The sequence below is a fragment of the Nonomuraea sp. NPDC050022 genome (assembly GCF_044460705.1).
Lineage (GTDB): Bacteria > Actinomycetota > Actinomycetes > Streptosporangiales > Streptosporangiaceae > Nonomuraea.
This window is the reverse complement of record NZ_JBITKE010000006.1, coordinates 201,039-222,826: the sequence shown is the minus strand read 5'-3', so window position 1 is coordinate 222,826 and position 21,788 is coordinate 201,039. Positions and strand designations below refer to the sequence as shown.

Sequence of the window (21,788 nt, the reverse complement as noted above, 5' to 3'; positions counted from 1 at the left end):
CGCCGGTACGGATCCCGCAACCTTCGGTGCGCCGCTAAACGCGGCCTCCGTAGAGGAGCTGTCCCTCAGGGTGGACGGGGTCGGGGCAGAGGGTACGTGGGTCCTCCCCGGCGTCCAGGCACCTCGTGAGCGTGTCGGAGCCCCACAGGTGGTCCATGAACAGCTCGGGCCCCCACCAGGCCAGCTCGCCCGGGTAGAGCGCGCGAGCCACGTGCAGCATCGACAGGCCGGTCAGCACCGGCCGGTACGTCTCCCGGTCGTGCACGTGCAGCTGGACTCCGTGCACGGTCGTGCCCGCGTGCTTGTGGAACGTCGGCGTGAACCAGGTCTCCCTGAACCGCACCCCGGGCAGGCCGAGCGCGTTGAGCGCGGGCGCGAAGCGGTCGTCGACGTACGGGGCACCGACCAGCTCGAACGGCCGGGTGGTGCCGCGCCCCTCGGAGAAGTTCGTGCCCTCGAACAGCCCGGTGGCCGGGTAGGCGTACGCGGTCTCGACGGTCGGCATGTTGACCGACGGCATCACCCAGGGCAGCCCGGTCTCGGCGAAGGTCATGCCGCGCCGCCACCCGTCCATGGTGACCACGCGCAGGTCCAGGTCGAAGCCGAACAGCGTGGCCAGTTCCCCGGCGGTCCTGCCGTGGCGTACCGGCAGCGGGAATCTGCCGACGAAGCTGGCGAACTCCGGGTCGAGCAGCGGTCCCTCCTCGATGGTCCCGCCGAGCGGGTTGGGCCGGTCCAGCACCACGAACCGCAGGCCCAGCCTGCTCGCCGATGCCATCAGGTCGTACATGGTCCAGATGTAGGTGTAGAAGCGGGTGCCGACGTCGGCGATGTCGAACACCAGCGTGTCGACCCCGGAGCCGGCCACCACCTCGTCCAGTGCCGCGCCCGAGACCTTGTGCGTGTTGAAGACGGGCAGGCCGGTTCTGGGGTCGATCGTGTCGGACTCGCCGCCGTTCGCCTGAGCGGTGCCCCGCATGCCGTGCTCCGGGCCGAACAGCGCCGTCAGCGGCACTCCGGCCGCGCTGAGGGCGTCCGTCGTGGGGGTCAGATCAGGCAGGACTCCTGTGGGGTTGGTGATCAGGCCGAGCCGGTCGCCGCCCGCCAGGGTGGGATCCGTGGCCAGCCGTTCAGCGCCAGTGCGTACGTACGTCATGAACCCATTGTCTGAAAGATATTTACAAGAGAGAAGTAGAGGGTGGAAATTAGCGTCATGATTGATCCGCTCCCCGAGCTGCCCACCGAACAGAGCGATCCCCGCTACAGCCAGATCGACCGGCTGCCGACAGAGCAGGTCGCCCGGCTGATGAACCAGGCCGACGCCGCCGTGCCCGCCGCGGTCGCCGTCGCGATTCCGGTCATCTCCGCCGCCATCGACGCGATCGCCGCGCGCATGGCGGAGGGCGGGCGGCTGCTGTACGTCGGCGCCGGTACGTCGGGGCGGCTGGCCGTGCTCGACGCCTCCGAGTGCCCGCCGACGTTCGGCACCGATCCGTCGCTCGTCCAGGGCATCATCGCGGGCGGTCTGGACGCGCTCACCCGCTCTGTCGAGGGCGCGGAGGACGACGCCGAAGCGGGCGCCGCCTCGCTCGCGGAGCTGGAGGTGGGCCCGCTCGACTCGGTGGTGGGCGTGTCGGCCAGCGGGCGGGCGCCTTTCGTGCTCGGCGCGCTGGCGGAGGCGTCCCGGCGGGACGCGCTGACCGTCAGCCTTTCGTGCAACGACGGTGCGCCCCTGTCGGCCGCCGCCGAGCACGCGATCGAGGTGGTGGTGGGTCCCGAGGTGGTGACCGGCTCCACCCGGCTCAAGGCGGGCACGGCTCAGAAGCTGGTGCTCAACATGATCTCCACCATCTCCATGGTCCGGCTCGGCCGTACGTACGGCAACAAGATGATCGAGATGTCGGCGATGAACAGCAAGCTGGCGGACCGGGCGCTCCGCATGGTGCGCGACATCACCGGCGCCGACAACGACACGGCGGGCAAGGCGCTGGACGCGGCGGGCGGACAGGCGAAGATAGCGGTGCTGATGATCCAGCATGGGCTCGACGCCGACGGGGCCCGCGCCCTGCTGGAATCGCACGGCGAGCGGCTGAGCGACGCGCTGAGCAGCTGAGAGCGACGTGCTGAGCAGCTGAGCGACTGAGCGACGTGCTGAGCGGCTGAGCGACTGACGGGCTGTATCACGGGCCGGACTGCTTGACGGACCGGATTCCTGTACGGCCCGGAACTGCTCGTGGGCGCGGTGAACCCACGAGCCGGCGGACTTACGGGGAGGCTGAACGATGTCCGATCGGCTGGACGCGATCCTGGCGGACGGCGTGCCGCGCGTGTGCTCGGCGGCGGTGGCGGTGATCTCCGTGGACGGCTCGGTGGCGGCCTCGGCCGTCGCCGGGGAGCTCGTCCGCTATGCCGATCTGGAGGGCACCCTGACCGCCGAGCGGCCGGCGGCGGCCCGCGACTCGGTCTTCGATCTGGCCTCGATCAGCAAGCTGTTCACCACGGCCGTGGTGCTGTCGCTGGCCGAGGAGAGCCGCCTGGACCTCGACGAGCCGGTGGCGGCCTGGCTGCCGGGCGCCGACCCCCGGGTCACCCTGCGACGCCTGCTCACGCACACGGCCGGCCTGCGGCCCACCCGCCGCATAGACCTCGAACTACCCGGCGCCGATCCGGCCGCGCGCATGGCGGCGATGGTCGGCACCCCGGTCACCGGCCCGGTCGGCGGGCCGTACCTCTACAGCGACGTGGGCATGGTCATGGTGGGCCGCATCGCCGAACTGGCGGGCGGCGCGCCGCTGGACGCGCTGGTCGGCGAACGGGTCACCGGCGTACTCGGCCTGACCGACACCGGCTACCGCCCAGGCCCGGCGACGCTCCCGCGCGTCGCCGCCACCGAGTGGAAGCCCGAACGCCAGGGACCCGGCTGCGTGCGCGGCGAGGTGCACGACGAGACCGCGTACGGCCTGGGCGGTGTGGCGGGGCACGCGGGGGTGTTCGCGACGGCCGACGACCTGCTGACGTTCGGCGAGACACTGCGGCTGGGCGGTGGCGCGATGCTGCGCCCGGAGACCGTGGCCGAGATGGTCCGCGACCAGGGAGCGGAGGGCGCGGCGTTCCGGCACGGCCTCGGCGTGCGGATCGGCGACCCGGCCATCGTGGGACCGCTGGACGCCGCCTTCGGCCATTCCGGCTTCACCGGCACCTCGCTGGTCGTCGACCCGGCCCGCCGGCTGACCGTGGTGCTGCTGACGAACGCCGTACACCCGGTGCGGGGACGCGACGGCATCCGCGGCCTGCGTCACGCGGTCGCGGGAGAGGCGCTCCGGCTCGCGGCGTCCTGACACCGGACCCCCATCGCTCCTGGTCAAAGCGCTGGTGTGACATCATCCCGAGCGGTATACCGACTATGAAAGCAGGGGCGCCGAGATGCGTGATGAGCTGGCTGTGCGGCCGATGGGGCGGAGCGGGTTGCCGGTCACGCCGGTGGGGATCGGGTTGGCCGCGCTGGGCCGGCCGGCGTACATCACACTCGGCCGGGACGAAGATCTCGGCGGTGATCGCAGCGTCGCCGCGATGCGGGCGCGGACCTGGGCGGTGCTGGATGCGGCGCTGGCGGCCGGCGTACGGTACTTCGACGTGGCCCGCTCCTACGGCAGAGCCGAGGAGTTCCTCGGCGGCTGGCTACGTGAGCGCGCCATCGCGCCCGGGGCCGTGACCGTGGGGTCGAAGTGGGGGTACGCCTACGTCGGCGACTGGCGGATGGACGCCGACCGGCATGAGGTGAAGGAACTGTCCGCCGATCGGCTGCGCCACCAACTGGACCAGACCCGAGCACTGCTGGGCGAGCACCTTTCGCTCTACCAGATCCACTCGGCCACCGTCGAAAGCGGCGTGCTCGGCGACGAGGACATCCTGGCCGAACTACGCGAGTTGCGCGCCGGGGGCGTCTCGGTCGGCCTGTCCACGACCGGCCCGCACCAGGCGGACACCATCGACCGGGCGATCGAGATCGGCCTGTTCGACACGATCCAGGCCACCTGGAACCTGCTGGAGCGAGCCGCCGGCCCCGCCTTGGCCCGGGCGCACCGGTCCGGCCTGGGCGTGATCGTCAAGGAGGGCGTGGCGAACGGCCGCCTGACCTCCCACGCCGCCCCTCCGGCGCTCGTCCGTGCCGCCGGGGAGCGCGGTCTCGCGCCGGACGCACTGGCCTTGGCCGCCGTCCTCGCGCAACCGTGGGCCGGCGTGGTGCTCAGCGGGGCCGCCTCGGTGGATCAGTTCCACAGCAACCTGACCGCGATCGGGGTCGGCTGGGACACGGAACTGGACGAGCGCCTGGCCACGCTGACCGAGGACCCCCAGACCTACTGGACGACGCGAAGCTCGCTGAAGTGGCAGTGATCGCTCAGGTCAGCCGCGAAGCAGATCGAGGATGTGCGGCCAGGCGGCCGCTCCAAGCTCGGCGTCGTCGGCGGCGTCACCCCCGTAAAGGAACCGCGGCCCTTCGGGAGCCGGGCCTTCACCTGGAAGACGTGGGCGATGGCCGGCTTCGGCCCGGCTGATCAGGCGAGCGGTGCCGCGACGGGCCACGAGTCGCTCGGCGAACGGGAGGGGCGGCCACATCGCATCATCCCCTCCCGCCACCAGCAGCACGTCGGCCCTGCTCTCCTCGATGGGGATCTCGGCGGCCGGGAGCAGGCCGGCGAACGTCCGCTCGAACCCGCCAGAACAAGAACGCCCGTGTGGCCGATGACGTCTGGAGTGATCAGGACGCCTTCCCACGGCTCGATCAGTTCCTGCTCATGCATGTTCATCCTCACCTCGTTCATCCTCACCTCGTTCATCCTCACCTCGTTCAACCTCACCTCGTTCAACCTCACCTCGTTCAACCTCACCTCGTTCAACCTCACCTCGTTCAACCTCACCATGTCCGTCAGCCGTTCCGGCCATCGCCGCGAGGCGGCGGGCGAGTAAGGCGCTGGCCTCCCGCAGCTCCGGAGGTTCCAGCACCTGCGCTTCGAAGCCCAGTCGGGCCACGTGCACGGCGAGCCAGTCCAGGCTCTCCCCACCGGCGACGAGCACGCACCATCCGTCGCGATCGTCCTCGACCCGCCCCACCTGGGGCGGCACCAGCTCCCGCACCTCGTCGGGCCGGGCGTGCACCCGCACCCGGGCGAGATACGGGTACGGCGCCTCGGTCACGGACCGCTGCACGTAGGCGACCGGGTCCGGATGCTCCCTCGCGCGGAAGCGCCAAGTCGTCGCCAGCACCTCACTCATCCGGTCCAGCCGGAAGGTGCGCCAGTCGTCGCGGTCGACGTCCCAGGCCATCAGGTACCAGCGGCGGGCGGTGGCGACCATCCGTACCGGCTCGACCGTGCGTTCGCGCTCCGCGCCGGCGCGTCCGGCGTATCGGAATCGCACCCGCACGGCGTCGCGACAGGCCCGCGCGAGCGTCACCAGCAGCTCCGCGTCGATCTCGGTCCCAGGGCCGACGAGGGTCTCGGTGGCGCCGTGCACCGCCCGTACCTCGGCCCGTAACCGGGGTGGCATCACCTGGTCGAGCTTCGCGAGCGCCCGCAGTGCCGCCTCCCCCGCCCCGGCGACCGTGCCCCCCGACGCCATCCGCAGGGACACCGCGGTCGCGATCGCTTCCTCGTCGTCGAGGAGCAGCGGCGGCAGCCGGGTGCCCGCGCCGAGCTGGTAGCCGCCGCCGACGCCCGCCGTCGCGTGCACGGGGTAGCCGACCGCGCGCAGCCGTTCCACGTCGCGGCGCACCGAGCGGTCGGTGACCCCCAGTTCGGCGGCCAGCTCAGTGGCGGTCCAGGACGGCCGGTGCTGCAGCAGCGCCAGCAGCCGCAGCACCCGCTCGGTCGTCGCCTCGACAGTCACGCGCTCATCGTTCCACGGATAGCGGAACGATCCTGTCCGCTATCTGCGGCAGGCTGGACCCATGACCGACCAGACCTGGAACACCCTGCTCCGAGATCAGACCGACTGGCACTGGACCCATCAGGTGCGCGAACGCCTCGACGGGCTCACCGACGAGGAGTACTTCTGGGAGCCCGCGCCCGGCTGCTGGAGCGTGCGCCCGCGCGGCACCGGCGACGCGCCGGTGCGGGCCGGGTCCGGCGCGATGACCATCGACTTCGCGATACCGATGCCCGATCCGCCGCCGTTCACGACGATCGCCTGGCGGCTCGGGCACGTGATCGTCGGCGTGCTCGCGGTGCGCAACGCCGCGCACTTCGGTCGCGCGCCCACCGACTACCAGTCGTTCGAGTACGCCGCGACCGCGGACGCGGCGCTGGCCCAGCTCGACGCGGAGTACGCCACGTGGCTGGCCGGGGTCGAGTCCCTCGGCGAAGCCGGCCTCGCCCGCCCGTGCGGAAAGGCGGAGGGACCGTACGCCAAGTATCCGCTGTCCGCGCTGGTGCTGCACATCAACCGCGAGCTGATCCACCATCTGGCCGAGGTATGCCTGCTCCGCGACCTCCACCTGCACACCCGGCAGCGCGCCTAGGCGGAGGGTGCCAGGGCCTCCAGGGCCTCCTCCGCGCGGCGCATCGCCTCCTTGGCGTCGCAGGTGACGATCTCCGGGTCGAAGTTCAGGTCGTGGAAGACCTCCGTGACCCCCTGGGCCGCCAGTTCGCCGACGTCCGCCCTGATCTGCTCGTAGGTGCCCGTCAGTGGCTGCCGATCCGCAGCGTCTTCCGGGCGTACGCGGGTCACGCCCCGGCAGACGAAGCGGAGCGCGTCGGCGTCGCGGCGGCCCGCCTCCGCTGCCGCCGACTTGATCAGCTCGATCCGCCCGGCGACCGCCGACAGGTCCTCCCGGCTCGAACTGATCCAGCCGTCCGCGAGCCGCCCGGCCCGCCGTAGCGCGACGTCGGCGGTGCCGCCGAGCAGGATGGGCGGCGCCGGCGACGGCTTGGGGTCGATGTGGGAGCGCGGCACCTGGTAGAACTCCCCGTGGTGCTCGACCACCTCGTCCTGCCACGCCTTGCGCAGGACCTGGACGAACTCCTCCCCCCTGCGCCCCCGATGCTCGAAGCCGACCCCCGCCGCCTCGAACTCCTCCCGCAGCCACCCCAGCCCGAGCCCGGCCGTCAGCCTGCCCATGGAGACGCTCTGCAGCGTCGCGAGCTGCTTGGCCAGCGGCACCGGCTGGACGAAGGCGTTGACGATCGCCACGCCCAGCCGGATCGTGCTGGTCACCCCGGCCAGGTAGGCGAGCGTCACGAGCGGGTCGTGCACGCTGCGATATGTCGGTCCCATCGGATGTCCCACCGGATAGAGCACCCGCTGGAAGGTCCAGAGCTCGTGATATCCCAGCTCCTCGGCGCGGGCGGCGACGCGACGCATGTTGCCCGGCGTGGCCCATGGCCCGGATTGGGGCACGGCGAAACCTATTCTCATGACCTCTAGTCTGTACGAGTGGCTCTGGAGGAGGAGCTGGCGGGGATCGCCGGCGCTTATGGCGGCACGGGCGACATCGTGCGCCATCCGACGCGTACGGACGTGGTGGTCCTGCGCCGGGGCGAGGTGGTGGTGAAGGCGCACTCGGCGCGCGACGAGGTGGAGTCGCTGCGGCCGAGGCTGCGCGCGGCCGCGTCGGCGGCGCTGAGCGGCCTGATGCTGGCGCCGCTGGATCCCGAGGTGCTGACGGTGGCGGGCCGTGCCGTCACGGTGTGGCCGGCGGGCCGTCCGGTCTCCCAGGACGCCCCCGACTCCGCGCCCTGGGAGGAGGGGGCCAGGCTGCTCGCCCGGTTACACGCCGTACCCCTGACGCTGTTACCGCCGCTGCCCGCGGCCGGCGGACCGGCTCGGGCCGCCCGCGCGGTGCGGCGGATGCCCGGCGACGGTCCCGTCGAGCAGCTCGTACGCCGGGCGTTCAGCGAGCTCCCCGAGCCCGAGCCGGGCCCCGGGCTGCTCACCCACGGCGACTGGCACCTGGGCCAGCTCGTCTGCCGCGACCGCTGGCTGCTCATCGACGTCGACGACCTGGGCGTCGGCGACCCGGCTTGGGACCTGGCCAGACCGGCCGCCTGGTACGCCGCGGGGCTGCTCGACCCGGCCATCTGGGACCGGTTCCTGGGCGCCTACCTCGCCTCCGGCGGGCCCGCGCTCGGCCGGGGCGACGACCCGTGGCAATGGCTGGACCTTCCCGCCCGGGCGCTGACCGTGCAACTGGCCGCCGTGGCGGTGCTCAACGCCTTCCGGGAGCGTCGGGAACTGGACGAGGTGGAGCATTCGTTGGTCGAGTCGTGCAACAGAATCGTCCGAGCGTGACGGTGTTTCGCGCGGTAGGTTCTTCCCTAAACTCCAAGCCGAGGAGAGCGTGAAATGCAGTGCCCGAAGTGCCGCGGCAATATGCGGACATATGAGCGTAATGGCGTCCACATCGAGCAGTGCGACAACTGCCGGGGGATCTTCCTCGACTATGGCGAGCTCGAGACGCTGACCCGGATGGAGTCGCAGTACCACGCCGCTCCGCCGCCCGCGCCGGGCCCGGCGTGGGGTGCTCCGCAGCACCACGGTGGCGGCCACCACTACGGCCACCACCGTGGCCAGCGCAGCTGGGTGGGCATGCTGTTCTCGACCTGATCCAGGTCTCGGCCTGATCCAGGTCTGCTCCCCCGATCCAGCGGGCCGCGTACTCCAACTCCAAGTACGCGGCCCCGGCCCGTCAGTGCGGGAACTGCTCCGGATCCACGTCGGAGGTGCGGGCGTTGCCGCCGGAGATGGCGTGCAGCGTGACTCGCCAGTCGTGCCAGCGGATCTGCGTCGCGGTGAACGTGGTCTTGAACTTCACCGTCTTCTGGAACCGCTCGAAACTGCACTCACGGGTGAACGACTTGCTCTTGCCGTCCCAGTCCACGCCGTGCGTGAAGAAGATCTTGTAGCTGCCGTCGCGCACGCCCCTGACCTTGAACTTCGTCTTCTTGCGCACGTACACGCTGAACGCCGTTGACTTGCCCTTCAGGACAGTGACGACCGCGTCGCGGGTGCCGCCGTTGTCGATCTGCAGCGAGCTGCGGCCCGACATGCTGGTCTTGCGTAGATAGTGGCCGTTGCCAAGCCGCCTCGACTGCTTGCCCTTGGCCTTCACGGTGACCACGTCGGCCGGATAGCCACCGGCGCCCTGCAGTGCCTCGCCCGCCTGGTCGAGCGAGTCGAGCCGGTCGCCCAGGTCGGTCAGCACGGCCGACGACGTGCACAGGTTGCCGCTGCGGACCTTGCCCGCCGTGGTGCCGAGCTGGGTGGCGAATTCGCGCAGGCTGGCCACGTACGCGTCGTGCTGGGCGCGTACCTGCTGCGGCGGCGCGATGGCGGTCAGCTCGTTGGCGGCGCCCAGCAGTTGCTCCTGGGCGCTCTGCACGCGCTGGTTGAGCGTCTTGACGGTACGGGCGCCGGCCATGGCGTTGATCGCGTCGAGCATGGCCTTGTGCTTGGTGCCCAGCTCGCTCTTGTACGCCTCGGCGGTCAGCGCGGCCGGGCCGGTCGGGCCGCTGCTCTGCGGGGTGGCGGGACCGGAGTTCGCGACGATCGAGCCGGTGCCGCCACCGACACCGCTCACACTGGCCTCGCCGCCGCTCGGCCGCTGGGGCGTGGCGGAGCACGCGGCCAGTGTGAGGGTCGCGAGCGCGAGCGTGGAACAGATCAAGCGAGGGGGAGCCACGTGCCACACTATCGCCGGATTGATCCCCACCCGTCAATTACGATTCGGTCAGTCCCTCCTCGCGGTCCTGCCGCAGCCACCTGGTCAAACCGAGCATCTCCAGGAAGGGCAGATCGTGGCTGGCCACGATCAGCGCCCCCCGGTAGGCGGCGAGCGCCTGCGCCAGCTGGCGGACGCTGGGCATGTCGAGATTGTTGGTCGGCTCGTCGAGCAGGAGCAGCTGCGGCGGCGGCTCCGCCGACAGCAACGCCGCCAGGGTCGCGCGGAACCGCTCGCCGCCCGACAGCGTGCCCACCGGCCGCGCCACCCGATCTCCCCGGAACAGGAACCGCGCCAGGCGGGCGCGTACCTCGTTCACCGGCGCGGCCGGCGCCAGCGCGCGGACGTTGTCGAGCACGCTCAGCGAGTCGTCGAGCAGGTCGAGCCGCTGGGCCAGGTAGCGGACCGGGACGTTCGCCCCGTGTTCGGTGATGCGCCGCAGCAGGGTGGTCTTGCCGGACCCGTTGGGGCCGAGCAGCGCGATCCGCTCGGGTCCGCGCACGACCAGCTGCTTCAGCGCCTGATCGGACTCACGCGTCGTACGGGACAGCGGGAGTTCCAGGACGACCCGACCGGCGGGCACCACGGTGCCCGGTAGCTTGATGCGGATCTCCGCGTCGTCGCGGACCGCCTGCTCGGCCTCGGTCAGCCGGTCACGGGCCTCCTCCAGCTTCTCGGCATGCATGTTGCGGTGCTTGCCCGCCGACACCTGGGCCTGGCGCTTGCGCGCCTGCATGATGATCTTCGGTTCGCGCTTGCTGGCGTACATCTTCGCGCCGTAGCGCTGACGCCGGTCGAGCTTGGTGCCGGCCTCGACCAGCTCGCGCTGCTGCCGCTTCACATCGGCCTCGGCGACCCGGACGCCGCGTTCCGCAGCCTCCTGCTCGGCGGCGAGGATCTCCTCGTACGCGCTCAGGTTGCCGCCGTAGCGGCGGACGGTGCCTTCGCGCAGGTCGGCGATGCGGTCGACGAGCTCTAGCAGCGCCCGGTCGTGGCTGACGACCACCATCACCCCCGGCCACGCGGCGACCGCGGCGTAGAGGCGCCGCCGCGCGTCGAGGTCGAGGTTGTTGGTGGGCTCGTCGAGCAGCAGGACGTCGGGCCGCTTGAGGAACTGGGCGGCCAGCGCGACCATGACGGTCTCGCCGCCCGACAACGTGGCGACGGTACGGTCGAGCTCCACGTGGCCGAGGCCGAGTGGGTCCAGCTCGGCCCGCGCGCGCTCCTCCACGTCCCAGCCGTCGCCGACGGCCGTGAAGTGCTCCTCGGCGACGTCACCGGCCTCGATGGCGTGCAGCGCCGTCCGGGCCGCGCTGATGCCGAGCAGGTCGGAGACGGTACGGGCGGCGTTCAGGGAGAGGCTCTGCGGCAGGTAGCCCACCTCTCCCATGACCGAGACGGATCCGGCAGAGGGGGTCAGCTCGCCGGCGATGATCCTGAGCAGGGTGGACTTGCCGGAGCCGTTGGCCCCGATCAGGCCGGTGCGCCCGGCCGGGAAGGCGGCGTCGAGGCCGTCGAGCACAGGGGTGCCGTCGGACCAGGCGAAGGACACGCCGTCGACGACGATGGAGAATGACATGAGGTGGCTCCCGTCACAAAGATCGAAATTTCGTGACTTGGCGGGAACACCGCTGAATACGACGCCTGATGACGACAGCTGGATGCGACAAAGGATCGTACGCCGAAGGAATCGGCCAGGTGCGGTGCCCGCGACCTCAGACCCTCACGTCAACTGCCCCCAGGGCTCGGCGATACGTCGCAGAGGACTGTACCCGGCCGGAAATCATCCGGCAACGCATTTATCCGGCAAGGCCCCTGGCCCGATGGGCCGCCACGTTCACCCGGTTGGCGCAGGCCAGCGAGCAGAACCGGCGCCGACCGTTGCGCGAGGTGTCGACGTAGACCGTCTCGCACCCCGGCCTGTCGCACCGGCCGAGCCGGCGCCCGTCGGAGAAGGAGATGGCCATGGCCAGCCCGCCCGCGGTGGTGTCCTTCGCCCTGCTGACGATGTCGGCGTCGACGGAGAAGAAGTGCAGGTGCGGCTCGCGGCCGTCGTGCGCGCTCACATAGGGCTTGGACGCCGTGATGTCGAGCAGGTCGTTGATCAGCTTGATCTGGGTGTCCTGGTCCTGCTCGCCGAAGAGCGGGGCGAGGCGGTGCCGCCACTCCGCCAGTTCGGCCGCCTGCTCGGGCGTGACCTGCGGGCGGAGCATGGCGTGCTCGGCGAGCATCGCCTCGACCGCCTCCGGCCGGAAGTCGGTGCCGTTGACCAGGGCGGCCGCCAGGGCGGCGCCATTGCCTCCGTAAGCATTGAAATGCATAAGACCATTACATCAGTCTGGAGTCATGCATTCCAGAGACCTCCACGATCCGCTGGCTCTCGCCGTCGTCTCCTCCCACATGACCTCCGAGGGCGTCGTGTCCTACCTGCGCTGCGCCTGCGGCGCGTGGGAGGTGCGGACCGCGCGCCTGGTCGGCACCGCCCGCCCGCGCGGCGGCGTACGGCAGCACGTCTGACGATCAGGCATCGACTGGCATGGGGGACGGCACCTAGAGTCGGCAGCAACGTCCCCACCAGGAGGCCAGGCATGTCCAGCATCCCCGCCCTGCTGCGCGACCGGATCTCGGCCACCCCCGACGCGGCCGCCTATCTGGTGCCGTCGGACGACGGCTGGACCTCACTGTCCTGGCGGGAGGTCGGCGAACGCGTACGCGGGCTCACGCTCGGCCTGGCCGCCCTGGGCGCCGGTCCGGGCACCCGCGTGTCGATCCTCTGCTCCACCCGGCTCGAATGGGTGCTCACCGACCTGGCCGTGCTGTCCACCGGGGCCGCGACCACCACGATCTACCCGTCCAACACCGCCGCCGAGTCGGCCTTCGTCATCACCGACTCCGGCAGCACGATCGTCGTCGCCGAGAACGACGACCAGGTGGCCAAGCTGAGGTCCGTACAGAAGGAGCTGCCGGACGTCACCCAGGTGATCGTCATCGACGGCGCGCCCGCCGACGACGGCTGGGTGGTCACGCTCGACTCGCTGAGCACGCGCGGCGCCGGCCACGGCGACTATGACGCGATGGTCGACGCCATCGGTGAGCACGATCTGGCCACGCTCATCTACACCTCCGGCACCACCGGCCGCCCCAAGGGGGTGGAGCTGACCCACGACAACTGGCTGTACGCGGCCGACGCGGTCCGCAAGATCGAGCTGATCTCCGAAGACGACCTGCACTTCCTCTGGCTGCCGCTGTCGCACTCGTTCGGCAAGCTGCTGGAGGTGGTGATGATCGACATCGGCGTGGCCACCGCGATCGACGGCCGTCTCGACCGCATCGCCGACAACCTCGGCACGCTCAAGCCGACCATCATGGCCGCCGCGCCGCGCATCTTCGAGAAGATCCACAACACCGTGGCGTCCACGGTGGCGCGCGAGGGCGGCGTCAAGGCGCGCATCTTCGCCTGGGCCAGGAAAACGGGCATCCGGGTCAGCAAGGCGCGCCAGCGCGGCGCCGCGATCCCGCTCAGCGTCCGCCTGGAGTACGGGCTGGCCGACCGGCTGGTGTTCGCCAAGCTGCGGGAGCGGTTCGGCGGCCGGATCCGCTACTTCATCTCCGGCTCGGCGCCGCTCAACCAGGACATCGCCGAGTTCTTCGACGCGGCGGGCCTGACGATCCTCGAAGGCTACGGGCTGACCGAGTCGTCGGCGGGCAGCTTCCTCAACCGGCCGGACTCGGTGAAGTACGGCACGGTCGGGCCGCCGCTCCCCGGCACCAGGGTGCGGATCGCCGAGGACGGGGAGATCCTCATCGGCGGGTGCGGCATCATGCGCGGCTATCACAACCTGCCGGAGGAGACGGCCGAGACGCTGTCGGACGGCTGGCTGCACACCGGCGACATCGGCGAGCTCGACCAGGCCGGGCGGCTGATCATCACCGATCGCAAGAAGGAGCTGATCAAGACCTCGGGCGGCAAGTACGTGGCCCCCACCTACCTGGAGGGCCGCATCAAGGCCACCTGCCCGTACCTGTCGCACGTCTTCGTCCACGGCGACCGGCGCAACTACGTCACGGCGCTGGTGACGCTCGACATGGAGGTCGTCAAGCCCTGGGCCGAGGCCGAGGGACTGCCCCTCGACCCCGAGCGGCTGCGCGAGCATCCGCGCATGCGCGCGGAGGTCGAGAGCGCGGTCAAGCAGGTCAACGCCGATCAGGCCAGCTACGCGACGGTCAAGAAGTTCGCGATCCTGGCGGCGGACTTCACGGTGGAGACGGGCGAGCTCACGCCGAGCCTGAAGGTCAAGCGCAAGGCCGTCGAGGAGCGCTACGGCGACACGCTCGACTCGTTCTACGCGTGATCTTCAGACATCACAGCACCCGTTTGGCGCCCGGCAGCGACCGTACGAGGTAGGCCAGCCCCCAGCAGACCGGCAGCGCGATGACGGCCGCGATGGCGAACTTGACGATCGCGATCGCGTGCAGCCCGCTCAGCGCGTAGCCGATCGCGACCAGGACCAGCGGGTGGATGATGTATACGGTGAACGCCTGGGCCGACAGCCACTTGCCGCGCGGCCCCTGGTGGTTGAAGCGCTCCCTGAAGACCACGGTGAGCCCGATGATCACGCTGACCGCGAAGGCCGACTCCCAGGTGGCGGTCACGGCGGTCGACAGCGTGCCCGTGGTGACCTGCGAGAGCGGCAGCAGCACGGCGCTCACCAGGGCCGCGATGCCGAACCCGAGCGGCCCCGCCTTGGCGGGCAGGGTCATGAACCAGCCGCGTCTGAAGGCGATGAGCCCGACCACGAACATGGCCGCGTACTGCGGCAGGAAGTACGGCGTCGGCAGCCCCAGCACCGGCACATAGGAGCCGACGGGCACCGGGATACGCCACAGCGTGGTGGCCACCGACAGGCCGACGGTGAACAGCACGATCCAGCGCGGCCGCAACACCGAGTGCTCCGCCCCGAACGGCGTCTCGACCGGCGCGCTGAAGCGCCGCCACAGCGCGTAGAGGGCGGCGAACACGATCAGCACCTCGACGAACCACATCGGTCCCGGGTCCCACGACCCGATGTAGTACTGCCAGTACGGCAACGAGGCGTAGTCGGACCGGTAGGAGCCGATCGTCACCAGCGGCCGCAGCACGAGCAGGAAGACCAGCAGCGGGATGCCCAGCCGAATCAGGCGGTCCCGCAGGAACGACCGTCCGCCCTTGCGGTCGTAGGAGCCGGGCGTGAAGAAGCCGGAGATCAGGAAGAAGAAGCCCATGAAGAACGCCTGGTCGAACACCACGAGGATGTCCAGCGCGACCCCCGAGGGGTCCTTGGCGGGCTCGGTGTAGAACCAGAGCGGGATGTTTCCGTAGGTGACCGCGACATGGTGGATGACGACCAGCGCGGTCAGCACGATGCGCAGGTTGTCGATGGCGAAGAGCCGCGTGGCAGTCCTCGGCTCGGTCTTCATTATTTGACAGCCCTCTCGAATAGGTCGGCCAGCTCTCTGGCGTGTGCATCGAGGTCGTGGTCGGGATAGGTCACCCAGTAGCCGAACATGTTGTCGATGGCCGACGACATCGTGACGGCCATCACGCGCACGTCGAACGTCCTGAACTCCCCGGCGGCCTGGCCGGCACGGTAGATCCGCTCCAGCGCCGCGTAGGTCTCCTCGTTGGCCTTGAAGCCGTAGCGCGGCTGGCCGTCGGCGGTGCGCAGGTTGTAGTAGATCTGGCCGAGCGCTCTGAGTTGCGTCCGGTGCTCCTTCATGTGCGAGGCGATGGCCAGGATGTACGTCCTGAGCAGGTCCGTGGCCGATTCCTGCCCCTCCATCCGGGCCCGTACGTGCTCGTCGATCGCGCTGTAGACCTGGTTGACGACCTCCTCCATCAACTCGTCCTTGCCGGCGAAGTGATAGGAGATGACGCCTTTGCTGATGCCGGCGTGCTGGGCGATCCGGGCCAGCGACGCCCCGGCGAACCCGGACTCGGCGATCACCTCGATCGCGGACGCGACGATCTGGGCCCGCCGCGCCTCTTCGATGAACGAACGCGCCTTCTGGCCGCTCGGTTCATTTTCTGACCGCATGGCCAAAATTTAACACATGCGGTCATCATCCGCGTATCGCCCTGGTCAGAGCCTGAGCCAGCCCGCCCGGCCGTACCATTCGCCGCCCGCGGCGAGGTGGTCGGCGATGGCCCGCTCCAGCCGCGTCCGGCGGGGCCACTCGGCCGCGGCCTTGGACCCGAAGACGAAGTCGAGCACGGCACTGGTGTCGCCCCGGTGCAGCAGGTGGAAGCGGCGCTGGAAGGCGACGATGTTGGAGCTCGCGGGCAGGTAAACGGCGAGCTGGTCGTCGAGCAGCCACGAATGGCACGTCGCGACGAGGAAGCGTTCCTCCGGGAAACAGCGCGGGAAGAACTGCCTGGCCCCCTCGAACGACGCGTCGCAGGCGGCGGGCGTGAGGGGGCCCTTGAAGTCGGGGATGTGCACGCCCAGCGCCGGATCCCCCGGCCCGGCGGGCAGCCCCGCCGCCGCGACGCCCTCGCCGGTCCTGGTGCCCATCCTGACCCGCTCGAACTGCAGCCTGCCCAGCTCGTACAGGATGCCGCGGGCGTGCCGCATGAACCACCTGGGGTGGTGCAGGCCACCGGTGCCGTGCCGCTTGCGGTGCGCGGCCATGTTGCGGCCCAGGTCGGCGAGCGTGGCCCGGGAGACCTCCTCTGGGACGCCGTGTCCGCGGTGATACCGCCTGGTGTACGGCAGGGCGGCGACGTACACGTGCACGAAGAAGTACGGGCCCAGCTCGGGCAGGGCGGGAAAGGCAGGGGGCGGGTCGAGGCTGCCCATGGCCGACACCAGCGCGCCGACACACCGTTCGGCCAGCCACCACAGCGGGCCGCCCGGCTCCGGCAGCGTGGCCAGGACGGCGCCGATGTCCTCGTGCGGCACGGCGAGCCTGACCAGCTCGTCCGCGAGGTCGTCGGGGAAGGCGATCTTGGCGGGACCGCCGGATTCGAGGTGGCCGAGCCAGTCGGGGTGGTCGCGGAGCAGCGTCTCGATGTCCATCGACCTCAGCGTAAACGCGACTGGTAAACCGCTCTGGCCTGTCGCAGCACGGCCAGGTGGTCGACGAGCTGGTCGCGGGCGGCCAGCCTGGCGTGCTGCTTGATGAGATCTTCCAGCAGTTCGAGCCAGTCGAGGCACCACCGCACGTCGGCTGGCGTGGCCACCGGTCTGCCGTCGACGTCTACGTACACGGGGCTGGTCAGGGCGTAGCCGGTGTGGTTGAGCGTGCGCGGGTGCGGGTCGCACAGGGCCTCGGCGACCACGTACGTGGGGCGGTCGGTCTCCAGCTCGACCGTCACGCTCAGCACCTCCTCCTCGCCGCGCCAGTGGACCGTGGGCGGGCGCCCACCGGCCTCGAACCAGTCGCCGGGGCTGGTAGCGGGCTCCAGGCCGCGTACCTCGCCACCCCACCGCTCGCCGGCCGGCAGGCGCTCCGCCCCGGCGCGGACGCCCTCCGCCGTGCGGACGCGGACCGCCGTGACCTCCGGGCCGATGGCGGTGGCGGTGACCGTCAGCCGGTCGCCGCGGCACGTGTCGATCGTGTCGCCCGGCCCGTACCCGTCGACCGAGAGCTCCAGCCAGGGCCCGGTGGTGGCGAACGTACGGCCGGCCCGTACCGCCTCGGCGAACGACGCGGCGGTCAGCGCGCCCTCCACCTGGGCGTAGACGCGGGCCCAGCCCAGCGGGTTCGACTGGTTGCCGGCCCGGGTGAAGGAGATCATGGAGTCGGTGCCCGCCGTGACGGCCAGCCGGTTGCCCGCCCCGATCAGCCGCCGATACACCGCCGCGCTCGCCGTGATCGAGGAGTGGGTCAGCACGTCGAGGCTGTCGACGAGCCCGAGCGCGGCGTCGGCGACCAGCTCCCTGGCGGCGCAGTTGCGCGGCGCGGGCCAGACGATGGACTTGGGCGAGTCGCAGTCGCCGATCGGCTGGTGGAACGGGTGACTGTAGCCGACGAGCGCCCCCAGGCCGCGCAGCTCGCGCAGACCCTCGGCGTTGGGCGGCCAGTCGGCGTCCCCGTCGAACCCGGCGTGGAAGCGCTCCGGCGCCGCCCGTGGCGCGAAGGCGTAGACATGGCCGAGCAGGTCGTTGCGGTATTCGGCGCCCATCCTGGCCAGGTGGGTTCCATCAGACCAGGGCAGGTCGGCGCCGCTCCAGTGGTCGAGCGCCGCCCGGTCGTAGACGCGGCTGCCCGACACGTTGCCGGCCACCAGGTTGAGCACGTGCAGGTCCTCGCCGTGCTGCGCCGCCGCCGCGTCGGCCGGCAGGCCGACCACGTCACCGGCCCAGTTGAGGTGTACGTGCATGTCGCCGCCGTACCAGCCGAGGGCCGCGGCGTCGTAGATCCTGCGCGGGGCCAGCCGTACCAGGTGCTCCTCGCCCGGCTCCGGGGTGATCTCCGCAGTGGCCGTGCCGTACTCCATGCCCCTGGTCACCGTGACCGTCAGCGGCTCGGCCGGGACGCGCAGGACGAGGTCGTCGCCGTGGAAGTACGGGCGGCCGTGGAAGTCGTGGCGGTGCGGGGTCGCCTCGGGGAACCAGCCCTGTCCGTCGGCGCCGGCGACACTCCACCGGCAGGGGAACCCGGCGCTCAGCCGTAACGTGGCCGCCGGGGCCGTCCTGGTCAGCCCGTCGATCGGCACGGGTGCTCCGTCGACGGTGACCGTGCTGTCGCCGTCGATCTCGACCAGCCAGGCGCCTCTCGGCGCGACGACCCGTTCGGCGCCGTCCACGACGACGATGCTGGCGACGTCGCGCCGCGAGTCGACCAGCATCGCGAACCGCGGCGGTCCGGTGCGATCCGCACGGTACGGCGGCCCGCCTGTCGCGGGGTCCGGCTGCGCACCAGCCGTGGGGTTCCGCTGCGCGCCCGTCGCGGGGTCCGGCTGCGCACCAGCCGTGCCGTTCCGCTGCGGGCCCGTCGCGGGGTCCGGCACGGTGTGCGGTACGCGGTCCAGCAGCGCGCGTGGCGTACAGTCCAGTACGGCGCCGCCGGACGTCAGGCGCAGGGCGGCCAGGTGGGCGGGCAGTTCGCCGTCGAGCGCGTCGCGCAGGAGCTCGTCGAAGTCCAGCTCCGCCAGACGGGTGGCGAGCCGGTCCTGGGTCTCACCGGGGTGACGCTCGGCGAGGCGGCCGTAGGCCAGCCGCCAGAACCGGTCCATCTGGGCGGGAGGCAGGACCCTGCGCCTGGCGAAGAGCTTGACGTAGTGGATCTCCGGCTCGCCCCAGGTGATGCCGTGCTCGCCGAGCAGCCGCCCGTACTCCGCCAATGCCTCTGTGACCGACTCCGGCAGCCCCGACTCCGCACCCATATGCCCCTCCGAGCCTCGATGGGGGCAATAGTGACATGAATCACGTCACTGACTGATTACGGGGCGTAGAAGCGGATGGGATATACCACCCAGCGGAGGAGGAATCTCAACCCGAGACCCACTCACCTATGCCGATCACCGGCGCGGGCGCTCGAAAGCGGACAGGAGACGGTCGGCGGCGAGGGCCGGGGTGAGGGTGCCCGCGAGGACGTCCCGCTCGACCTCCGCCGCGATCGCCGCCACCTCCGGCGCGTCCCGGAGCTCGGCCAGCAGCCGGTCGCGCACCAGCGTCCACGTCCACTGCACCTGCTGGCGGCGGCGCTTGGCGGCCAGGTCCAGCGACTTCTGGTGGGCCAGCACTTTGCGCCACAGCTCGTCGAGCCCCGCGCCCGTGAGGCCGCTGCAGGTGAGGACCGGCGGCGGCACGCTGTCGGAACGCAGCATGCGCAGCGCCCCCGCGAGCTCCCGCGCCGCCTTGCGCGCCGCGGGCTCGTGCTCGCCGTCCGCCTTGTTGATCGCGATGACGTCGGCCAGTTCGAGCACGCCCTTCTTGATGCCCTGCAGCTGGTCCCCGGTACGCGCCAGGCTGAGCAGCAGGAACGTGTCGACCATGTCGGCCACCGCCGTCTCCGACTGACCGACGCCCACGGTCTCGACGAGCACCACGTCGAACCCGCCCGCCTCCACCACGACCATGGCCTCCCTGGTCGCCTTGGCCACGCCGCCCAGGGTGCCCGAGGTGGGCGAGGGCCGGATGAAGGCGGCGGGGTCCATCGACAGGCGGGCCATACGGGTCTTGTCGCCCAGGATGCTCCCGCCGGTCCTGGTGGAGGAGGGGTCCACGGCCAGTACGGCGACCTTGTGGCCCTGGCCGGTCAGCATGGTGCCGAGGGCGTCGATGAAGGTGGACTTGCCCACGCCGGGCACCCCCGAGACGCCCACCCGCGTGGCCCCGCCGGACAGCGGGGTGAGCTCGACCAGCAGCCGCTGGGCGAGCGCGATGTGGTCCGCCCTGGTCGACTCCACGAGCGTGATGGCGCGGGCGATCCAGGTACGCGAGCCTTCGCGCACCCCACGGGCATAGTCCTCCAGCGAGCGCACTCGCCCCCCCTTTCTCAGGCTTGGTCAGCTTAACTTCCGACAGATCCTGACTTTTGGCGCTAGGGTGCTGGACGTCTATTCTCAGCTGTCACAGGAGTCACTCCGCTTATGCCCAATGTCGAACCCCTACGAGCGGGCGACCCGGCGGCGGTGGGGCGTTATCGGCTCGTCGGACGGCTGGGCGCGGGCGGTCAGGGCGTGGTCTACCTCGGCCAGGCGCGCAACGGGGCACCGGTCGCGATCAAGGTACTCCGCGAGGACATCGCGGGCGACGACCGCTTCGCCAAGGAGATCGCCGCGGCGCGGCGGGTGGAGCCGTTCTGCATCGCGCAGGTGCTCGACGCGTCGACCTCTGGCCGGCCGTACATCGTGACCGAGTACGTGGACGGCCCATCCCTCCAGCACGCGGGCCTGCACAGCGGGGCGCGGCTGCAACGGCTCGCGGTCGCGACGGCGACCGCGCTGGCCGCCATCCACCAGGCGGGCGTCGTGCATCGCGACTTCACGCCGTCGAACGTCCTGCTCGGGCGGGACGGCCCCCGCGTCATCGACTTCGGCATCGCCCGCGCACTGGTCTCGGGGGTGACCTCGACCAGCAGCATCGTCGGCACGCCCGCCTACATGGCGCCGGAGCAGCTGGCGGGGCAGGTGGTGGGGGCTCAGGCGGACGTGTTCGCGTGGGCGTCGGTGATCGTGTACGCGGCGTCGGGGGTGCCGCCGTTCGGCGACGACTCGCTGCCCGCGGTGATCAATCGCATCGTGCACAGCGAACCGCAGGTGGGTGAGCTGCCGGAGCCGCTGCGGTCGGTGGTGCTGAGCTGCCTGGCCAAGGATCCGGCCCGTCGGCCGTCCATGCAGGACGTTCTGCTGCACCTGCTCGGCGGACAGTCCCGACCTCCGGCACCGCCGGAGCAACCTGGCTACGATCCCGCGCCGGACCAGGGCGGATATGGTGCCGCACCCGAGCAGGCCGCCACTCAGGTGAGCCCGCAGGCGGCCGGGGGCGACGGCAAGGCGCGGCCCCGGCGGCGGCGTGTGAAGACCGTAGCCATCGCGGGCGCCTCCGGCATCTCGGTGCTGGCGCTGGGCGCGGCGATCGTGTGGCTGACCCCTTCGACACCGCAGCCGAAGACCAAGAACCTGTCCGGCGTCTCCACGCCGACCTCGTCGGCCACCTCCCCCACGCGTACACCCCGTCCGAAGAAGACCCGCACGTCCCAGCCGACCCCGGACCCCGCGAGCCAGAACGGCACCCCCAGCGCGGACCCGACGGCCACGTCCGTCGCGGGCGGGCAGCTCAAGGTCCGGTACGTCCGCGCCGGCGGCGCGCTCGACAACGGGTGCTACTCCGGTGGCCAGGTGACGCTCAGGGGGCTGGTCCAGCGTCAGGGCGATCCGCTGAACTTCAGCTTCGCCTGGGTCATCGACGGCAGGACGGTGTCGCGGTCGACGGCCACCATCCCGCAGGACGGCGAGCTGTATCTGACCTCGCCCCGCAACATCAACGGCAGCGGGAGCACCCACCTCGCGACCCTGCGGATCACCTCGCCCGTGGCCAGGCAGCGGAGCGTCTCCGTCACGCTGTGCCCGGGTGAGACGAACTGA

The 21,788-nt window shown here is 71.1% G+C and carries 21 protein-coding genes; 9 read left to right on the top strand and 12 right to left on the bottom strand.

The window, feature by feature from the left end; genetic code table 11:
- Positions 1-34 precede the first annotated feature (34 nt).
- Positions 35-1,156, bottom strand: a complete 1,122-nt coding sequence (locus ACIBO2_RS26850) for a DUF1343 domain-containing protein (RefSeq protein ID WP_358555821.1) — start codon at positions 1,154-1,156, stop codon at positions 35-37.
- 57 nt (positions 1,157-1,213) lie between these two features.
- On the opposite strand from ACIBO2_RS26850, the gene murQ reads away from it, so the two are divergent.
- The 3 genes from murQ (at position 1,214) to ACIBO2_RS26835 (ending at position 4,395) form a co-directional block, all read left to right on the top strand.
- Positions 1,214-2,113: an N-acetylmuramic acid 6-phosphate etherase gene (gene murQ, locus ACIBO2_RS26845; RefSeq protein WP_358555818.1), complete on the top strand. Its 900-nt coding sequence runs from the start codon at positions 1,214-1,216 to the stop codon at positions 2,111-2,113.
- 169 nt (positions 2,114-2,282) lie between these two features.
- Positions 2,283-3,338, top strand: coding sequence for a serine hydrolase domain-containing protein (locus ACIBO2_RS26840; RefSeq protein ID WP_358555815.1), 1,056 nt, complete (start codon positions 2,283-2,285; stop codon positions 3,336-3,338).
- A gap of 85 nt (positions 3,339-3,423) precedes the next feature.
- Positions 3,424-4,395, top strand: coding sequence for an aldo/keto reductase (locus ACIBO2_RS26835; RefSeq protein WP_358555813.1), 972 nt, complete (start codon positions 3,424-3,426; stop codon positions 4,393-4,395).
- Between the two features lie 9 nt (positions 4,396-4,404).
- Here the strand turns inward: ACIBO2_RS26835 and ACIBO2_RS26830 are convergent, their stop codons facing one another.
- On the bottom strand, positions 4,405-4,776 hold the full coding sequence (locus tag ACIBO2_RS26830) for a hypothetical protein (protein ID WP_358555810.1): 372 nt from the start codon (positions 4,774-4,776) through the stop codon (positions 4,405-4,407).
- Between the two features lie 18 nt (positions 4,777-4,794).
- Positions 4,795-5,886, bottom strand: coding sequence for a YafY family protein (locus tag ACIBO2_RS26825; RefSeq protein WP_358555807.1), 1,092 nt, complete (start codon positions 5,884-5,886; stop codon positions 4,795-4,797).
- Positions 5,887-5,947: 61 nt separating this feature from the next.
- Here ACIBO2_RS26825 and ACIBO2_RS26820 point away from each other — a divergent pair, with 61 nt between their 5' ends.
- A complete protein-coding gene (locus ACIBO2_RS26820; RefSeq protein WP_397300211.1) occupies positions 5,948-6,517 on the top strand; it encodes a DinB family protein in 570 nt (189 codons plus the stop codon).
- On the opposite strand, the gene ACIBO2_RS26815 is transcribed toward ACIBO2_RS26820, so the two are convergent.
- The gene (locus tag ACIBO2_RS26815) at positions 6,514-7,413 is read right to left on the bottom strand and encodes a TIGR03619 family F420-dependent LLM class oxidoreductase (protein ID WP_358555801.1); all 900 of its coding nucleotides are present in this window, start codon (positions 7,411-7,413) and stop codon (positions 6,514-6,516) included. The genes ACIBO2_RS26820 and ACIBO2_RS26815 overlap by 4 nt on opposite strands.
- An 18-nt stretch (positions 7,414-7,431) precedes the next feature.
- Between ACIBO2_RS26815 and ACIBO2_RS26810 the strand changes: the two genes are divergently transcribed.
- Both ACIBO2_RS26810 and ACIBO2_RS26805 read left to right on the top strand, forming a co-directional pair.
- Positions 7,432-8,286 carry a phosphotransferase gene (locus tag ACIBO2_RS26810; RefSeq protein ID WP_358555798.1) on the top strand — a complete coding sequence of 285 codons (855 nt, stop codon included), beginning with the start codon at positions 7,432-7,434 and terminating at the stop codon, positions 8,284-8,286.
- A 54-nt stretch (positions 8,287-8,340) separates the two neighbouring features.
- A complete protein-coding gene (locus ACIBO2_RS26805) occupies positions 8,341-8,601 on the top strand; it encodes a zf-TFIIB domain-containing protein (RefSeq protein WP_358432879.1) in 261 nt (86 codons plus the stop codon).
- An 82-nt stretch (positions 8,602-8,683) separates the two neighbouring features.
- Here ACIBO2_RS26805 and ACIBO2_RS26800 read toward each other — a convergent pair whose 3' ends face one another.
- From ACIBO2_RS26800 to ACIBO2_RS26790, 3 genes are all read right to left on the bottom strand, one after another.
- Positions 8,684-9,676 carry a hypothetical protein gene (locus tag ACIBO2_RS26800; RefSeq protein WP_358555795.1) on the bottom strand — a complete coding sequence of 331 codons (993 nt, stop codon included), beginning with the start codon at positions 9,674-9,676 and terminating at the stop codon, positions 8,684-8,686.
- 37 nt (positions 9,677-9,713) lie between these two features.
- The gene (locus tag ACIBO2_RS26795) at positions 9,714-11,294 is read right to left on the bottom strand and encodes an ABC-F family ATP-binding cassette domain-containing protein (RefSeq protein ID WP_358555792.1); all 1,581 of its coding nucleotides are present in this window, start codon (positions 11,292-11,294) and stop codon (positions 9,714-9,716) included.
- Positions 11,295-11,514: 220 nt separating this feature from the next.
- Positions 11,515-12,036, bottom strand: coding sequence for a CGNR zinc finger domain-containing protein (locus ACIBO2_RS26790; RefSeq protein ID WP_357946081.1), 522 nt, complete (start codon positions 12,034-12,036; stop codon positions 11,515-11,517).
- Positions 12,037-12,061: 25 nt separating this feature from the next.
- Here ACIBO2_RS26790 and ACIBO2_RS26785 point away from each other — a divergent pair, with 25 nt between their 5' ends.
- Both ACIBO2_RS26785 and ACIBO2_RS26780 read left to right on the top strand, forming a co-directional pair.
- Positions 12,062-12,232: a hypothetical protein gene (locus ACIBO2_RS26785; RefSeq protein WP_357946078.1), complete on the top strand. Its 171-nt coding sequence runs from the start codon at positions 12,062-12,064 to the stop codon at positions 12,230-12,232.
- Between the two features lie 71 nt (positions 12,233-12,303).
- Entirely contained in the window at positions 12,304-14,067 is a 1,764-nt protein-coding gene (locus ACIBO2_RS26780) for a long-chain fatty acid--CoA ligase (RefSeq protein ID WP_358555789.1), read from the top strand.
- Positions 14,068-14,077: 10 nt separating this feature from the next.
- Here the strand turns inward: ACIBO2_RS26780 and ACIBO2_RS26775 are convergent, their stop codons facing one another.
- The 5 genes from ACIBO2_RS26775 to meaB form a co-directional block, all read right to left on the bottom strand.
- On the bottom strand, positions 14,078-15,172 hold the full coding sequence (locus ACIBO2_RS26775; RefSeq protein ID WP_358555786.1) for an acyltransferase family protein: 1,095 nt from the start codon (positions 15,170-15,172) through the stop codon (positions 14,078-14,080).
- Entirely contained in the window at positions 15,172-15,789 is a 618-nt protein-coding gene (locus tag ACIBO2_RS26770) for a TetR family transcriptional regulator (RefSeq protein WP_358555783.1), read from the bottom strand. The genes ACIBO2_RS26775 and ACIBO2_RS26770 overlap by 1 nt, the downstream gene beginning before the upstream one ends.
- 45 nt (positions 15,790-15,834) lie before the next feature.
- Entirely contained in the window at positions 15,835-16,770 is a 936-nt protein-coding gene (locus ACIBO2_RS26765; RefSeq protein WP_397300202.1) for an acyltransferase domain-containing protein, read from the bottom strand.
- A gap of 5 nt (positions 16,771-16,775) precedes the next feature.
- Complete coding sequence (locus ACIBO2_RS26760) at positions 16,776-19,082, bottom strand: CehA/McbA family metallohydrolase (RefSeq protein ID WP_397300199.1); 2,307 nt, start codon at positions 19,080-19,082, stop codon at positions 16,776-16,778.
- A gap of 135 nt (positions 19,083-19,217) precedes the next feature.
- Positions 19,218-20,183 (bottom strand): methylmalonyl Co-A mutase-associated GTPase MeaB, encoded by a 966-nt coding sequence (gene meaB / locus ACIBO2_RS26755; protein WP_397300196.1) that lies wholly within the window; start codon positions 20,181-20,183, stop codon positions 19,218-19,220.
- Between the two features lie 108 nt (positions 20,184-20,291).
- Here meaB and ACIBO2_RS26750 point away from each other — a divergent pair, with 108 nt between their 5' ends.
- Positions 20,292-21,788, top strand: a complete 1,497-nt coding sequence (locus tag ACIBO2_RS26750) for a serine/threonine protein kinase (RefSeq protein WP_397300193.1) — start codon at positions 20,292-20,294, stop codon at positions 21,786-21,788.